Source organism: Sporosarcina saromensis (assembly GCF_033253735.1).
Lineage (GTDB): Bacteria > Bacillota > Bacilli > Bacillales_A > Planococcaceae > Sporosarcina > Sporosarcina saromensis.
In genome coordinates this window covers 99,603-114,289 of record NZ_JAUBDI010000012.1, presented here as the reverse complement: position 1 = coordinate 114,289, position 14,687 = coordinate 99,603, and the positions used below count along the sequence as shown (strand labels likewise).

Genomic DNA, 14,687 nt, shown 5'->3' with positions numbered 1-14,687 from the left:
TGATTAGAAAAGAGATTATCGATTATACTAGACATAGATAGTGCATCCTCCTTGGTTTTTGTAGTGATTAACCTTGAGGATGCCCTATCTTTTTTGTGTTTACACAGACTATTGTACGTCACCCAAAACTTCGTCAAACGCCGCATAACTGGTTAGAACACAGCAAAACTTCGTCAAACGCCGCATAACTGGCTGGAACACCGCATAACTCCGGGAACATCAACGAATGCCACTTATCTTCCCAGCTCTCAACGTATAAACAAGTCCACGGTAGCTCGAAGCTAGTAGACTGGCTCAGTCAGCTGAACAAGTCCTTTACCGTAAGTATTTTTCTGGAAAAATGTTAAATAATAGTGTTCTACTTAGAGTTGAGTTCCCTGGATTTAAAAGTATAAGTCCTATAATATCCAGTGTCTGATGAGAATCTCAAAATGTTACCATCAGTAGGTATTCCTTCGAAAAATGCACCCATGCAGCCTGTTGTACATCGATGTCCTGAAATTAAGATGTTAAGCTCTCTTTTACTATACTTATTTTCAAGTTCTTTCATGAAACCAAATATCCTTTTAACAAAACAATTGGGATCTTCAACACCTTTATATACATTTGTATCAGGTAACGGGCCTGACATCTTCACTTCGTTGATAGGTACTCTATCGGCTTCTCCCAAATCATAGACATCGAGCCTTTCATCTATGATAGCTTTAAGTCCGGTAACTATTTCGGCTGTTTGGATAGCTCTTTCTTGCGGGGAGGAAAATACAACATCGAAATGTATATCTTTGAGCTCATTTCTTAATCCATGTGCTTGTTCTAAGCCGTATTCATTTAATGGTAAGCCCATTCTCCCTTGCATTTTACGCTCTATATTTAAGTCAGTTTGACCGTGCCTAATTACATAAATCATAGGATAGCTCCTCTCAATATGAAAGCTTAATCAATGTCTCTGGGAAATTCTGATTCCCATAGTTTATTATAGGTCATCTCCTTTGAGACCAGGAGAAGATGCTCTCTCATTTACTGGAATCTACATCTTTAGTTTTAGCAAGTTCTATCTACAGTAGATGGCTTGCGTATGGACTTTAAAGCTCCTTCCCGAAATTCATCGATGTACTTTTCATAGCATTGGTTAGTTTCTGTCTCAAATCAACTAACCAACGAGGCTCATTTTTCCATTCTTCTTCAGATGCACGCAGCAAACGAGCATAACTGTACAAATTAGCAAAGCGATTACATGCAGTCCATAATGCAGTCATATCGTCATTCGAGATGTCGAATTCGGTCTGGTAGCCTTCTAAGAAGCATTGTCTTTTCTGCTGAACGAGCTCAGGGGGAACACAATCTTCTAAACTATCCAGTGCTTGTACAATATCCATCACATACCAGTGATACATCGAATCATCAAAATCAATAGCATAACAGGAATCAGTCAGTTCATCATAAAAAACATTATCGTACTCAAAATCATAATGAATTAACCCGTAATTACTTGATGTCTTGGGTAGTGTGTTGAAATAAGCTTGAAGTTTTTGCGTTTCATGGAATGCTGCTTTTTCATTTGGAAATTTAACAAGGATCGACTGTATCCAATCAAATACATCATTATACGACCAACGTTGATGTGTACTAGGTTCAAACGCGCTGGATAACTGGTGAAGCTTTCCTAATGTTTTCCCATGATGAAACACGATGTGATCACTTACATCTGTCTCACCGATTTGTATACCCGGTACCCGTTTGAATACAGAAGCGAAATAGTCGCCCCAAGGTGTTTGAATTTCAACTAATTTCTCCCCATTTTTTGAAACGACGGCTTCTAAAACACCGTAATCTTTGTCGTGTAAGTACGCAATAAAATCAAGTTCTGCCAAGAGATTTTCACGATTCTTCTCCGCTTTTGGTGAAAAACGCAATAGCTGGATTTTCCCCTCAGAACGAAATGGATAAATCGCATTTGAAGATATTCGATAAAACGAAAACATCTCCAGTGAAGGTTCATCGTACGCCCAATTTTTAACGATCATTTCCGCTAAATCCACATTGTTGAATAAATTTTTTAGTTTCAACATAACTGCCAACTCCCTATTTTCTTTTTGTCCTCATTTTTGACACGTAAGTGCTGGAAACCTTTTGAGAAGAATAACAGGGAACTATATTTACCTATTCGTATGGAGTGATTGTGAAAAAATAAAAACCACAAGGAAGATAACTCAACCCTGTGGTTACTTAAACCGTTCTATACGAAAAGCATTATTGCTCTATCAACATGCAATTATTTATATCACTTCTAAAAATTAACGAGTTACTTCGCATGAGTGAGAGGCAAAACATAGTATTCCCAAGGTTATCTTCATCATTAAACTATTCATTGCTACATCTCACTCCTTTCGTTGTTAGTTTATAAAGCATATCATTGAAAGAAGTAGAAATCAATACAATATGATAGTGTTTTCTGAGATTATAAATGGTTCTGATTCTTTATATATCAACTGTCTAACCTTAAGGGGATTGAACGAAGTGCTGCTTACTAGAGATTCCAAATTGTTCGTGCTAAAAAAGCTTCTGCCTCCCTACAACGCTGTACCGAACGGACTTTCTTTCATCTAATCAATCTTTACATAAACAATCAAAAGTGGTACTATTCCTAAAACTACATGCATTGAAGAGAAGAGTAGATAATCGTTTTTCTTTACAGAGAGCTCCGTTAGCTGAAAAGGAGTAAGGAAACGTTATTGAAACAAGCCTCTGAGCAGCATGCCGAAACCGTGTGTAAGGGTAAGGGGATGGCGTGACAGGAGCTCCTGTTATAGAGCTAGGGTATTTATGTAAACGTACCTGATAAGGTTAATATGGTGACATATTAATAAACTGGGGTGGCACCGCGATTGGTTAATCTCGCCTCCAAGATCAATTCTTGGAGGTGGGATTTTTTTATTGGCCAATAATGAGAGGGGTTGTGGAAATGAGGGGAGCATTCGTACCAACATCATGGCGGTATCCTGCCATCTTTTTGTGCAGCATAGGAGTTTCAAGTGTTGGCAGTTGGATCTATTTCATCGCACTCAATCTAATTGTCTTGGACCTGACAAAATCAGCACTCGCTGTTTCAGGACTCTATATCATTCGTGCAGTCTCCACGGTATTCACGAATAGCTGGGCGGGCAGTCTTATTGATCGAGTAAACAAAAAATACTTGATGATGATACTGAATTTCATGCAAGCTTTATTCATCGCGGTACTTCCACTATTCCCGTCGATACCAATCATTTATTTACTCGTATTTATAATTACAATTGGTAGTTCCATGTATCAACCGACATCCATGGCATACTTGACGAAACTATTACCGATTGACCAAAGAAAAAGGTTCAACGCACTGCGAAGTTTACTGGATTCTGGCGCATTTTTGACGGGCCCAGCAATTGCAGGTATGCTGTTTACAATTGGAACACCCAATCTTGCAATTTATTGTAATGCTTTAGCGCTGTTGATGTCAGCAATCATTACATTCGCCATGCCGACTGTCGACATACGTGAAGAACCTACTAAACTTGCAAAAACACGATTTGCACCAGTTTTGAAAACCGACTGGCAACTCGTTGTAAAGTTCAGTAAAGCCAACGCCTACATTATGCTTATCTATTTCTTGTTCAGTCTCACAATTGTTCTAATGACAGCAACGGACTCTTTAGAAGCTGCATTCGCTACACAAATCCTGTTGCTGACGGAAGGGGAATACGGCGTGTTAGTAAGTATTGCAGGTGCAGGAGTAGTTGTAGGCTCATTGCTGAATACAGCCGTTGTAGAAAGATTTTCAAATTCTTGGTTGATAGGAATGGGTTCTATTGTAACGGCTACAGGGTATATCGTATTTACACTATCGAACGGATTTGTCCTTGCTGCAATTGGTTGTTTCGTCCTATCATTTGCGACGGCGTTTGCCAATACGGGATTTTATACGTTTTACCAAAATAACATTCCGGTAAAGATAATGGGGCGGATCGGAAGTATTTATGGGCTAGTGGAAGCATTTCTCATTATCGTAGCAACCGTAATATTTGGACTTGCGACGGAGTTGATGTCCATTCGATTTGTTGTTGTTTTAGGGGCATTATGTATGGGAGTTGTCGCTTGTGTGTTATTTGTTTGTAATGTACTTCCAGCGAAAGTACATTATTATTTAGCAAGTGGAGAGCGTGTTTACGAACGAGTAGAAAAATAGATGGGGTGGGAGTCAAATGGAGAATATACAAAAGGTATTGGATGAATATTTCGCTGCTTGGAATGAAGGATTTATCAGCAAAAACGGAGAGGGGATTAGGCATTACATGTCTCCTGAATTTGTTGGGTATTGGGCGCACGCTAATTTAAATAAACCGGATGAGTACGGCTACAACTATGACCTAGACGATGTATTAAGACAGTATGGGAAAGCAGAGAAAAGTTTTGAAATACTTTGCGTAACTGAACGAAAAAATGGAGATGAAATGATTGTTGTAGGAAGAGAGACCAATTTGATAAATAATGAACCATATTGCGCTCAGTGTATGTTCATTTGGAGAAAAGAGAATGGTGTGTGGAAATTGTTAAGGGAATATATCGAGTTAGAAAGGTAAAGTTTTTTATTAACAAAGAGAGTAGTTTTAGTTGCTTGAATGACAAGTCCTGTATTGACGCATAACATATTTTTACAAGAAATAAAAGACGTCCTTTTCACTTCGATTTGGTGTATGATAGACATTCCTATGACGATAGATGGAAGTCCATATAAAGGTAGAAGTGAAAGGGGAACCAACATGTACGTATCAATGCAAGGCGGATGGATTGAAGTGATTTGTGGAAGTATGTTTTCGGGGAAATCTGAGGAATTGATTCGAAGGGTGCGACGTGCGCAATTCGCAAAACAGAAAATTGCCGTGTTCAAACCTGAAATCGATGATCGATATAGTGAGGAAGCGGTCGTCAGCCATAATGGAACGACAGTCATTGCAACGCCGGTCGCAGAATCGACGCAAATTGAGCAGTTCATTACAGAAGACTACGATATTATCGCAATTGACGAAGCGCAATTTTTTGACGAAGGCATTGTAGATGTTGTGATGGAATTTGCGGATCGTGGTTTTCGTGTCATTATTGCGGGACTTGACCAAGATTTCCGTGGCGAGCCATTCGGTCCGATGCCGCAATTGATGGCAGTTGCGGAAAACGTTACAAAACTTCAAGCGGTATGCACAGTTTGTGGATCACCTGCAAGCCGTACGCAACGACTCATTAACGGAAAACCGGCAGGCTATGATGATCCGATCATCCTCGTTGGCGCATCGGAAGCGTATGAAGCAAGATGTCGCTTGCATCACGAAGTACCAAATGGCGTAACAGCGAACGTTGCAGCGAAATAAGAGAATGTGGGCAATATGGACAACCTCCATATTGTCTTTTTTTGTGGAATGAAATGCACACAAAAGGGCTTTGGCTGAATACTATGAAGGGCATTAGGAGCATATTGAAAGTAGGAGAACGTATGAACAAATGGAAATGCATCTTTTCCCTCAGTCTCGCCATTGTACTTATGGGTTGTGAGGAAGAAACGGCTGTTGAACAAGTGGAAGCGCCGGTTGTTGAGGAGAAGCAAGAGGAAACAGGGAAACCACAGCAAGAAATTGAACAGGAACCCGTAATTGTTGAACTTGTCGATCCGTCAACTTCGGAAGTTATCCACACAATTAAGCCAACTGAATTAGAATTTGAAACAGATCGAGTGAGCTATCAACAGACCATCGAAAAGTTGGCGAGAAATTTGGCAAGAGGGACGGAAGATTTGGAAGGATACGACCGAAGAATGGTTTTGGATCGGTTGGATGACAAAGGCAACATCGTGAAAGGGAGTCCGTTAATCTTGCTGCGGGAACGCGTATTGGTGGAACGGATTTTAGCGGCTTCTGTGGAAGGTGGAAAGGTTGAACTTCCGATTGATATCATTGAAAGTGACTATGATCCCGAAGATGTCCCTTATTTAGACGAAGTCGTCGTCGCAACCTACACAACGTATTTCAATCCAGCTGAAACCGGCCGGAATAAAAATATCGAACTGTCCGCTTTGGCAATCAACAATGTCATTATTGGAAGCGGTGACTACTTTTCCTTCAATACCGTCGTCGGTCCGCGAGATGAAGCTAGCGGCTACCAACCCGCTCCGGAAATCGTAAACAAAGAACTTGTCATGGGCATCGGAGGAGGCGTCTGCCAAACATCCTCAACGTTGTTCAATGCAGTGGATCAACTACCCGTGAACTATGTCGAAAGACACCACCACTCCCTCGATATCGGCTACGTTCCTAAAGGAAGAGACGCCACCGTATCTTACGGCGGGCTGGATTTCAGATTCCAAAATACTTCTGAAGTTCCGTTCCTCATCAAAACAATCTACAACAAAAACTCCCTCACCATCGAATTCAGGACTTCGCAAAAACATAGTCGTGCGTTGTGAATTGTTTCGGTGCCTGTCCCCGGCGCAATTCGCAACATTCCCAATTGTTCCGGTGCCTGTCCCCGGTTTAATTCGGAAGATTGGCATTTGTGTGGGGGACTGTCCCCGTAAAAATGGGGAGAAATTACTGTATTTTGGGGGCTTATTGCCGTACAATAAACTTACTATATGACTGAGAAATTTGAGGTGTGCGTGTATGTTTGATAGGCTGCAAGCCGTTGAGGATCGTTATGATCGGTTGAATGAATTGTTGAGTGATCCGGAAATTGTGAGTGATATGACGAAGTTGCGGACGTATTCGAAGGAGCAGTCCGATTTGCAGGATACGGTTGATGCGTATCGTGAATATAAAGAGCTTACGTCGCAGTTCAAAAGTGCGAAAGAGATGCTTGAGGAATCGTTGGATGATGAGATGAGAGAGCTCGTGAAGATGGAAATTAGTGAGTTGGATGAGCAGATTGAAGCACTTGAAATCAGGTTAAAGATGCTGCTTGTGCCGAAGGATCCGAATGATGACAAAAACGTTATTATGGAGATTCGTGGGGCTGCTGGTGGGGACGAGGCGGCGCTGTTTGCTGGGAACTTGTACCGGATGTATAGCCGATTTGCAGAAACGAACAACTGGCGGGTGGAAGTGATGGATTCGTCGCCGACGGAGCTTGGTGGCTTCAAGGAAATCATTTTCATGATTAACGGGAACGGTGCGTATTCGAAATTGAAGTATGAAAACGGTGCGCATCGTGTGCAACGTGTACCTGAAACGGAATCGGGCGGGCGCATTCATACGTCCACTGCCACTGTCGCCGTGCTACCGGAAGCCGAGGAAGTCGAAATTGATATTCATGAAAAAGATATCCGGACAGATACGTTTGCATCTTCAGGTCCGGGTGGGCAATCCGTTAACACGACGATGTCAGCTGTCCGTTTGACGCACTTACCAACGGGCATCACCGTCTCGTGTCAAGATGAAAAATCGCAAATCAAAAACAAGGAAAAGGCAATGAAGGTTCTACGTGCCCGCATCTACGACAAGTTCATGCAAGAAGCGCAAGCGGAGTATGATGAAAAACGGAAATCCGCAGTCGGAACAGGGGACCGTTCTGAACGGATCCGCACGTACAACTTCCCGCAAAACCGCGTAACCGACCACCGTATCGGTTTGACGATTCAAAAACTCGATCAAATCATCGAAGGGAAAATGGATGAAGTGATCGATGCACTCATTATGGAAGACCAAGCGAGACGACTGGAAAGTTTGGATCAGCATGACTGAAAGAATTTATGAAGCGCTCCAACGAGCGAAGACGCGTCTAGCGTCAAACAATCTCGATGAAAACGCTGCGCAGCTCCTGATGGAACATGTTACAAACAAATCAGGGGCTTCGTTGCTTGCTGATTTACGTGAACCGCTCACGCCTGAACAGCAAACCGACTTTTGGAATAAAACCGAACAACTGTTAACAGGAAAACCTGTGCAACATATTATCGGGACAGAAATGTTTTACGGACTGTCCTTCGAAGTGAATGAGCATGTCCTCATCCCGCGTCCTGAAACGGAGGAGCTTGTTTTCGGCGCGCTTGAACGAAGCAAGCACTTGCCTGAAGATGCACGCGTGGCAGATATCGGTACCGGGAGTGGCGCAATCGCGATTGCCTACAAAAAAGAACGACCGAACGCAATGGTAACGGCGGTCGATATTAGTGAGGCGGCGCTTGAAGTGGCGAAGCGTAATGCAAGTCACAACGGCGTATCGATCGACTTCCGGCAAGGGGACTTAACGAATCCGATTGCGATGGAAAAATGGGATATCGTCTTATCGAATCCTCCTTATATTGCTGTTGAGGAGTCCGTGGACATGTCGCGGACGGTTCTCGATTTTGAGCCGCACGGCGCATTGTTCGCAGAGGACGATGGGCTTTTCTTTTATAAGAAGCTGGCGGAAAACTTGCCGCCACTCATGAATGTTCCTTCAGTCATCGGTCTTGAGATTGGCTATCAGCAAGGTCCTGCAGTTGCACGTCTCTTTGAAAATGCCTTCCCTGCAGCACGTGTTTCAATTGTCAAAGATATTAACGGAAAAGATCGAATGATATTTTGCGAGATTGATGAATAAACGATCCTGCTCCTGGTAACAATGAGGTCAGGAGGGGATCGAGATGTTACAAGACTATGAAATTAGTAATTTGCATACACGTACAAAGCGGATGGGTAAAGTGGTGGCAGTCGTTGAATTCATGCTGATCTTATTTCTAATCCAGTCCGCTTTGATGCTTTTTATACAGCCACAACCTGAACAGGCGGAGGAAATCCGATTCCGTGTTGTTGCGCATTCGAATACACCAGCAGATCAGCAGTTGAAAGAATCGATTCAACAGGCAATTGCGCCGCTTATACACAATGCCGTCAGTCAGGCAACGTCAAATGCAGACATTGTGGATAACTTGGAAGAAGTAGATGAAGAGATTTATCGTATTGCACAACAAATGGCGGATGGACAAGAAGTGCAATTTGAACGAAAAGCAACATTGTTCCCGCCAAAACGGTCTGGCCTCGTCATTACGCCGCAAGCGCCGTATGATGCATACGTGTTAACAATCGGCAGTGGGCGTGGCGACAATTGGTGGTGTGGATTGTTCCCGAATGTCTGTTTTCCGGAGCAAGAAACGGAAAAGAAAGCGGATGAAGAAAAAGAGGAAAAGGTAACGTTCTTTATTTGGGAGTGGATAAAGTCGTTGTTTTCGTAAAGTTATCCACTTTAATTGTGGATAAGTGAATTGAAATGTGTATAAATGGAGGTTTTATTCGTGGAAACAAAAATTGTTTCAGTGGATAACCATATGGATAACTCGCTAAGTTATCAACAGGCTGTGGATATTTTAAAAAGTGGGGAAGTTGTTGCTTTTCCGACAGAAACGGTTTACGGGCTAGGTGCGTTGGCGACGGATGAGACGGCTGTCCAACGTATATACGACGCAAAAGGGCGCCCGTCGGACAACCCACTGATCGTACATATTGGGCGTCAAGAAGATGTGGATAAGTATGCGTTGAATGTTCCGGAACATGCGAAAGCGCTAATGGAACGGTATTGGCCAGGTCCGCTGACGCTCGTTTTCCACAAACGTCCGGGTGTGATAGCAGAAAATGCGACACCTGGTTTTCAAACGGTCGGGCTACGTATGCCAGATCACCCCGTTGCGCTTGAATTGTTGCGCACATTAGACGGGCCTCTTGCCGCGCCAAGTGCCAATCGTAGCGGTAAACCGAGCCCGACAGAAGCAGCACATGTGTATCATGATTTGAAAGGCCGCATTCCTCTCATTGTTGATGGGGGGCGGACAGGCGTCGGTGTGGAATCGACCGTGCTTGATATGACGACTGAGCCGCCGACGATTTTGCGGCCGGGCGGTTTGACGCGAGAAATGATTGAAGCGGTTATCGGACCCGTGCATGCAGAAAGCAAGACGTCTGAAGGAGAAGCACCACGCGCGCCAGGTATGAAATATATGCATTACGCGCCGGAATCTCCGCTTTATGTAATTGAGTCGGATGAAGCAGTCATTCAACGTGCCGTTTCTTCCATCCATGAAGACGGCAAGCGTGTGGCGGTCATTGGGCCGGATGAATACGGCGATAGTGGCGCGGACTGGTATTTTTCAGTCGGTGCACGAAGCGATCAGCAAGCGATGGCGACAAATTTGTATAACGCGATTCGGCAATGTGATGAGACAGAAGCAGATATCATTTTAGCTGTGGAAACTGCTTCAACAGGTGTCGGTGAAGCGGTGATGAACCGATTGTTAAAAGCGGCGGACGGCAAACGTTTTTAATTGACACAATTGAATATTGAACGAATGACCTCCCAAGGGGCCGCATAAGATGAGGGGATGCGGAAGTTGGGAGGTCAATTTATTGGTAGAAATTATCGCGGCAAGTGTGACGACAATTGATGTGATTATTGTGTATTCGTTGTTACGATTAAGAAAAGCGAGATTGATGCTGGCCATTTGGACGATGTTGCTCAATATGGCGTTTCCATTTATAGGATTTGTCATGGGTGATTGGTCTGCAGAGCTTTTTTCGACGTGGAGCCATTTGTTATCGGGGATTTTACTGGCGTTAATTGGTGTGCATATGTTGCTGCAAGACGACAATGCCAATTCGGAGTTAACGAGGCAATTGCACCCTGGTATTATCGCGTTGGCGGTCAGTCTTGATACATTTTCCGTCAGTGTTTCTTTTGGCATGCTTCAGTTGAATAAAATCCTGTTCATCTTAGCATCCGGCTTTCTCACTTTCATCTTCTCCTGTTTGGCACTTTACTATGGTAGAAAACTGAAACTTGGCAATGGAGCGCTGTTACGAAGGGCTTGTGGCGGTATTTTACTAGTCATGGGAATAATGTCATGGTTTCGTTAAAATTATCTGTTTCTTTATTCGTAGAGATAAGGTATGGTATAAGTAGGTGATTATGGAATGAATATTTATTTTATTTGTACAGGAAATACGTGTAGAAGTCCGATGGCGGAAGCGATTTTGCGCTCCAAACAAATCGATGGAGTCACGGTACGATCGGCAGGAATCCATGCGCTTGACGGATTGCCGATTTCTTTGCATGCCGAAACAGTAATTAAACGGTCGGACATGCCCTATACCGCTGTGTCGTCCGCGTTAACTGCTGAAAGCTTGGAATGGGCCGACCTTGTTTTGACGATGACAACGTCTCACAAAGATGCGATTTTGCGTGCTTTTCCATTTGCGGCAGGGAAGACGTATACGTTGAAGGAGTATGTGTGGCCGGATCAAGGCGGGGATGTGCTAGATCCTTATGGCGGTTCTCTGGAACTGTATGAACAGACTTTTGACGAATTGAGCACTTTGATTGGACAGTTGAAGACGAAGCTGACGGAGGATGAAGGATGAAAAATGGAAAGAAGTTTGGATTGAGGAAGAAACTTGTTTTATTCGTGACCATTTTAGCGATTGTCACGTATTCAACGAGTGCGTTATTTATTAATTATATTGGCCCGACGTTTTTTCCGGGTGTACAACCCTTTTTGTTTGAATTAATTACATATGCGTTAGGAATTTTATGGTCGGGTATTTTAGCAGCCTTATTCTCAACAATTTTGACGAAACCGTTGCAAAACTTGGAAGCTGCAGCGATTGAAGTGGCGGATGGAAAAATTGGTGCGGATATCCCATTACCGAAGTCTTCGGATGAAATTCGTTCGGTTGCAGAAGCTTTCCAACATCTAGTCGTTAATTTACGGACGATTGTTGGAGAAATTGAGACGAATTTTGAAAAGACGGCGAAAACAGTCGATCAGTTGTCCGCTGAAACGAGCGCTGCTGCCACACAAGCGGATGCAGTTGCATCGACGATTATGGAAATTTCTTCAGGTGCAGAAGCGTCTGCGATGGCAATCCAAGAAACGGCGGAGGCAATGGAAGATGTTAGAATGCTCGCTGCGGAAGTGAGCAGCCGTGCAGAGGAGTCGTCCGACCGCTCAAAAGAAATGCTCGCAGAACTCGAACGTACGACGAATGTGTTTAAAACGCTCGTCGATGGCATCCGTGACATGTCCAACCAAAGCGAGCAGTCACTCGGAACGATTCGCGAGTTGGATCATAACGCACAAAAAATCGGAGAAATTGTTCAGTTGGTCGGCAGCATTGCAGGGCAAACGAACTTGCTTGCATTGAATGCTTCGATTGAAGCTGCACGTGCGGGTGAACATGGAAAAGGATTCGCGGTCGTGGCGGAAGAAGTCCGTGTGCTGGCGGATGAAAGTGCGAAAGCGGTCCACAGTATCGATGAACTTGTGAAAACGATTCAAACAGACGTCTCCAAAGTTGTGAAAGAAATTGAGCAACAAGTTAAAACAGCGGCTATCGAAGCAGATCGTGCGGACGCAACGAGCAGCAGTGTCCAATCAATGTCTGAAAAAGTGAACGGCATGGCGGCATCGGTCGTCCAAATAACCGAACTCGTCGAGAACCAATTAGCAAATATCGAAACGACGGCAAGACAATCACAAGAAGTCGCAGCGATTGCAGAAGAAACATCAGCCGGCGCTGAAGAAGTACGTGCCGCAACGGATGAACAAGTAAAATCAATCGAAAAAACCGATGACATGGCCATCCAACTCAAACGCCAATCGGAAGACTTATACAAAGTGATCAACCAATTTGACCGTTCGTAATTGCAAATATATGGAATAAATGAAAAACCGTATGGATCTACGTAGGAAAAACGTAGCTCTATACGGTTTTGTTCGTTGTGAGGACTTGTAAAGTGCATGTGGCACGACAAGATTGCTGATGAATTACAGCTTCCTGCGGAATGAGGTAAACGCCGCATACTTTCTCAAATCGCGGCATAAATCCCTCGAACGCGGCATAACTTCGCTAAACACAGCAAAATTCCTTCAAACACGGCATAAAAGCCTATAACTCAGCATAACCCAGGAGATTATAGCATTTCGCCTTGTACCAACCCTTAGTTTGTAAAGTGCATATGGCGCGACAAGATTGCTGAGGAGTTACAGCTCCCCGCGGAACAAGCAAACACCGCATACTTTCTCAAAACGCGGCATAAATCCCTCTAAAGCCGCATAACTTTGCCAAACACAGCAAAATTCCTTCTAACACGGCATAATGCCTCCAAACGCCGCATAAAAGCCTTTAACTCAGCATAACCCAGGAGATAATAGCATTTCGCCTTGTACCAACCCTTAGTTTGTCAAGTGCATATGGCGCGACAAGATTGCTGATGAGTTCCAGCTCCCCGCGGAACAAGCAAACGCCGCATACTTTCTCAAAAGCGGCATAAATCCCTCGAACGCCGCATAACTTTGCCAAACACAGCAAAATTCCTTAAAACACCGCATAATGCCGCCGAACGCCGCATAACGCCACATAACGCCACAAATCCCCGCATAAACAAAGCCTCTCCAAAAGCAGCTACCATTTCCATACAAGTATCGAATCATTTACCCATCAAGCCGGATAGTGTACAGTGGAATTAGCACTACATGGCGATTCGCCAATCATTTCACAGCACGAAATAATCATTCAGATGCTGTGTTTTTATGTCGAACAATGATAGAATTAGTTGTGAGTAAATTAAGAAAAGAGGGACCGCAATGAAAATCGCAATCTCTTCAGATCATGGCGGCAATAACTTGCGTCGTGAAATTATGGACTTATTATCGGAATTGGGTCTAGATTATGTGGATTTCGGTCCAGACTCAGACGCTTCCGTCGACTACCCGGATTACGCAGTGCCTGTCGCACATGGCGTGGCAAAAGGGGAATTTGACAAAGGGATTCTCATTTGTGGCACAGGAATTGGTATGTCCATTGCTGCCAATAAAGTGAAAGGGATCCGATGCGCACTTGTCCATGACGTATTCAGCGCCAAAGCGACGAGAGGCCATAACGATTCGAACGTCCTCGCAATGGGCGAAAGAGTAATTGGTCCTGGGCTTGCACGCGAAATCGTGACAGCATGGTTGGATACTTCTTTTGAAGGCGGCCGCCACGAGAGACGCATCGCAAAATTAACGGAGCTCGAAGACGAATCGAGGTGAAATGAACAATGGATGCAATGAACTTATATAAGCTCGAACTCGAACAACTGCTTGCAGAATTGGCAGAACAAACCGATTTAATTCCTGGAACGTTCTTTGTCATCGGTTGTTCAACATCTGAAATTGCTGGCAAACGAATTGGTACCGGCGGCGCACTTGAAGTAGCGGAAGCCTTGTTCCAACCGTTGCAAGCATTTGCCAAAAAGTATTCCCTCCACTTGGCATTCCAAGGATGCGAACACATCAACCGGGCATTGACGATTGAGCGCAAAGCAGCAGAAGCGTACAATCTCGACCCAGTTTCTGTCATACCTGTCGTAAAGGCAGGGGGCTCTATGTCAGCGTACGCATATGAACATTTAAAAGACGCAGTTGTCGTCGAATCCATCCGTGCCAATGCAGGAATCGACATCGGTCAGACGTTGATCGGAATGCAATTAAAACCGGTCGCTGTCCCACTACGTACATCCATTAAAAAAATCGGTGACGCCATCGTAACTGTTGCGACAACCCGTCCGAAACTAATCGGTGGAGAACGCGCAGTTTACAAACGTCCGATTGAAGAATGAACGACTGATTTCCAATAGATGCGCCCGCTCCGTTTTCG

At 44.0% G+C, this 14,687-nt stretch carries 15 protein-coding genes and 1 other annotated feature; of the genes, 13 read left to right on the top strand and 2 right to left on the bottom strand.

Annotated features, from left to right (window positions below; translation table 11 throughout):
* Positions 1-358 precede the first annotated feature (358 nt).
* Together QT711_RS12975 and QT711_RS12970 are read right to left on the bottom strand one after the other, a co-directional pair.
* Positions 359-907, bottom strand: a complete 549-nt coding sequence (locus tag QT711_RS12975; protein WP_317944889.1) for a histidine phosphatase family protein — start codon at positions 905-907, stop codon at positions 359-361.
* 175 nt (positions 908-1,082) lie between these two features.
* Entirely contained in the window at positions 1,083-2,069 is a 987-nt protein-coding gene (locus tag QT711_RS12970; protein WP_317944887.1) for a phosphotransferase enzyme family protein, read from the bottom strand.
* A gap of 581 nt (positions 2,070-2,650) precedes the next feature.
* Positions 2,651-2,906 (top strand) — a binding site (T-box leader).
* A gap of 56 nt (positions 2,907-2,962) precedes the next feature.
* Here QT711_RS12970 and QT711_RS12965 point away from each other — a divergent pair.
* The 13 genes from QT711_RS12965 to QT711_RS12905 all read left to right on the top strand — a co-directional run bounded on the left by QT711_RS12965 (position 2,963) and on the right by QT711_RS12905 (position 14,649).
* Positions 2,963-4,222 (top strand): MFS transporter, encoded by a 1,260-nt coding sequence (locus tag QT711_RS12965; protein ID WP_317944885.1) that lies wholly within the window; start codon positions 2,963-2,965, stop codon positions 4,220-4,222.
* 16 nt (positions 4,223-4,238) lie between these two features.
* On the top strand, positions 4,239-4,616 hold the full coding sequence (locus QT711_RS12960; RefSeq protein ID WP_317944883.1) for a nuclear transport factor 2 family protein: 378 nt from the start codon (positions 4,239-4,241) through the stop codon (positions 4,614-4,616).
* Positions 4,617-4,796: 180 nt separating this feature from the next.
* Positions 4,797-5,399: a thymidine kinase gene (locus QT711_RS12955; RefSeq protein WP_317944896.1), complete on the top strand. Its 603-nt coding sequence runs from the start codon at positions 4,797-4,799 to the stop codon at positions 5,397-5,399.
* Positions 5,400-5,521: 122 nt separating this feature from the next.
* Entirely contained in the window at positions 5,522-6,487 is a 966-nt protein-coding gene (locus tag QT711_RS12950; protein WP_317944881.1) for a VanW family protein, read from the top strand.
* Positions 6,488-6,683: 196 nt separating this feature from the next.
* A complete protein-coding gene (gene prfA / locus QT711_RS12945; RefSeq protein ID WP_317944879.1) occupies positions 6,684-7,760 on the top strand; it encodes a peptide chain release factor 1 in 1,077 nt (358 codons plus the stop codon).
* Positions 7,753-8,601, top strand: coding sequence for a peptide chain release factor N(5)-glutamine methyltransferase (gene prmC / locus QT711_RS12940; RefSeq protein ID WP_317944877.1), 849 nt, complete (start codon positions 7,753-7,755; stop codon positions 8,599-8,601). Before prfA ends, prmC begins: the two co-directional genes overlap by 8 nt.
* 43 nt (positions 8,602-8,644) lie before the next feature.
* Positions 8,645-9,232 carry a stage II sporulation protein R gene (locus QT711_RS12935; protein ID WP_317944876.1) on the top strand — a complete coding sequence of 196 codons (588 nt, stop codon included), beginning with the start codon at positions 8,645-8,647 and terminating at the stop codon, positions 9,230-9,232.
* 60 nt (positions 9,233-9,292) lie between these two features.
* Positions 9,293-10,315 (top strand): L-threonylcarbamoyladenylate synthase, encoded by a 1,023-nt coding sequence (locus QT711_RS12930; RefSeq protein WP_317944875.1) that lies wholly within the window; start codon positions 9,293-9,295, stop codon positions 10,313-10,315.
* 82 nt (positions 10,316-10,397) lie between these two features.
* Positions 10,398-10,904 carry a manganese efflux pump gene (locus tag QT711_RS12925; RefSeq protein WP_317944873.1) on the top strand — a complete coding sequence of 169 codons (507 nt, stop codon included), beginning with the start codon at positions 10,398-10,400 and terminating at the stop codon, positions 10,902-10,904.
* Positions 10,905-10,961: 57 nt separating this feature from the next.
* Positions 10,962-11,408: a low molecular weight protein arginine phosphatase gene (locus QT711_RS12920; protein ID WP_317944872.1), complete on the top strand. Its 447-nt coding sequence runs from the start codon at positions 10,962-10,964 to the stop codon at positions 11,406-11,408.
* The gene (locus QT711_RS12915) at positions 11,405-12,691 is read left to right on the top strand and encodes a methyl-accepting chemotaxis protein (protein WP_317944870.1); all 1,287 of its coding nucleotides are present in this window, start codon (positions 11,405-11,407) and stop codon (positions 12,689-12,691) included. Before QT711_RS12920 ends, QT711_RS12915 begins: the two co-directional genes overlap by 4 nt.
* Positions 12,692-13,633: 942 nt before the next feature.
* A complete protein-coding gene (rpiB, locus tag QT711_RS12910) occupies positions 13,634-14,080 on the top strand; it encodes a ribose 5-phosphate isomerase B (protein WP_317944868.1) in 447 nt (148 codons plus the stop codon).
* 8 nt (positions 14,081-14,088) lie between these two features.
* Positions 14,089-14,649, top strand: a complete 561-nt coding sequence (locus QT711_RS12905; RefSeq protein ID WP_317944866.1) for a TIGR01440 family protein — start codon at positions 14,089-14,091, stop codon at positions 14,647-14,649.
* Positions 14,650-14,687 lie beyond the last annotated feature (38 nt).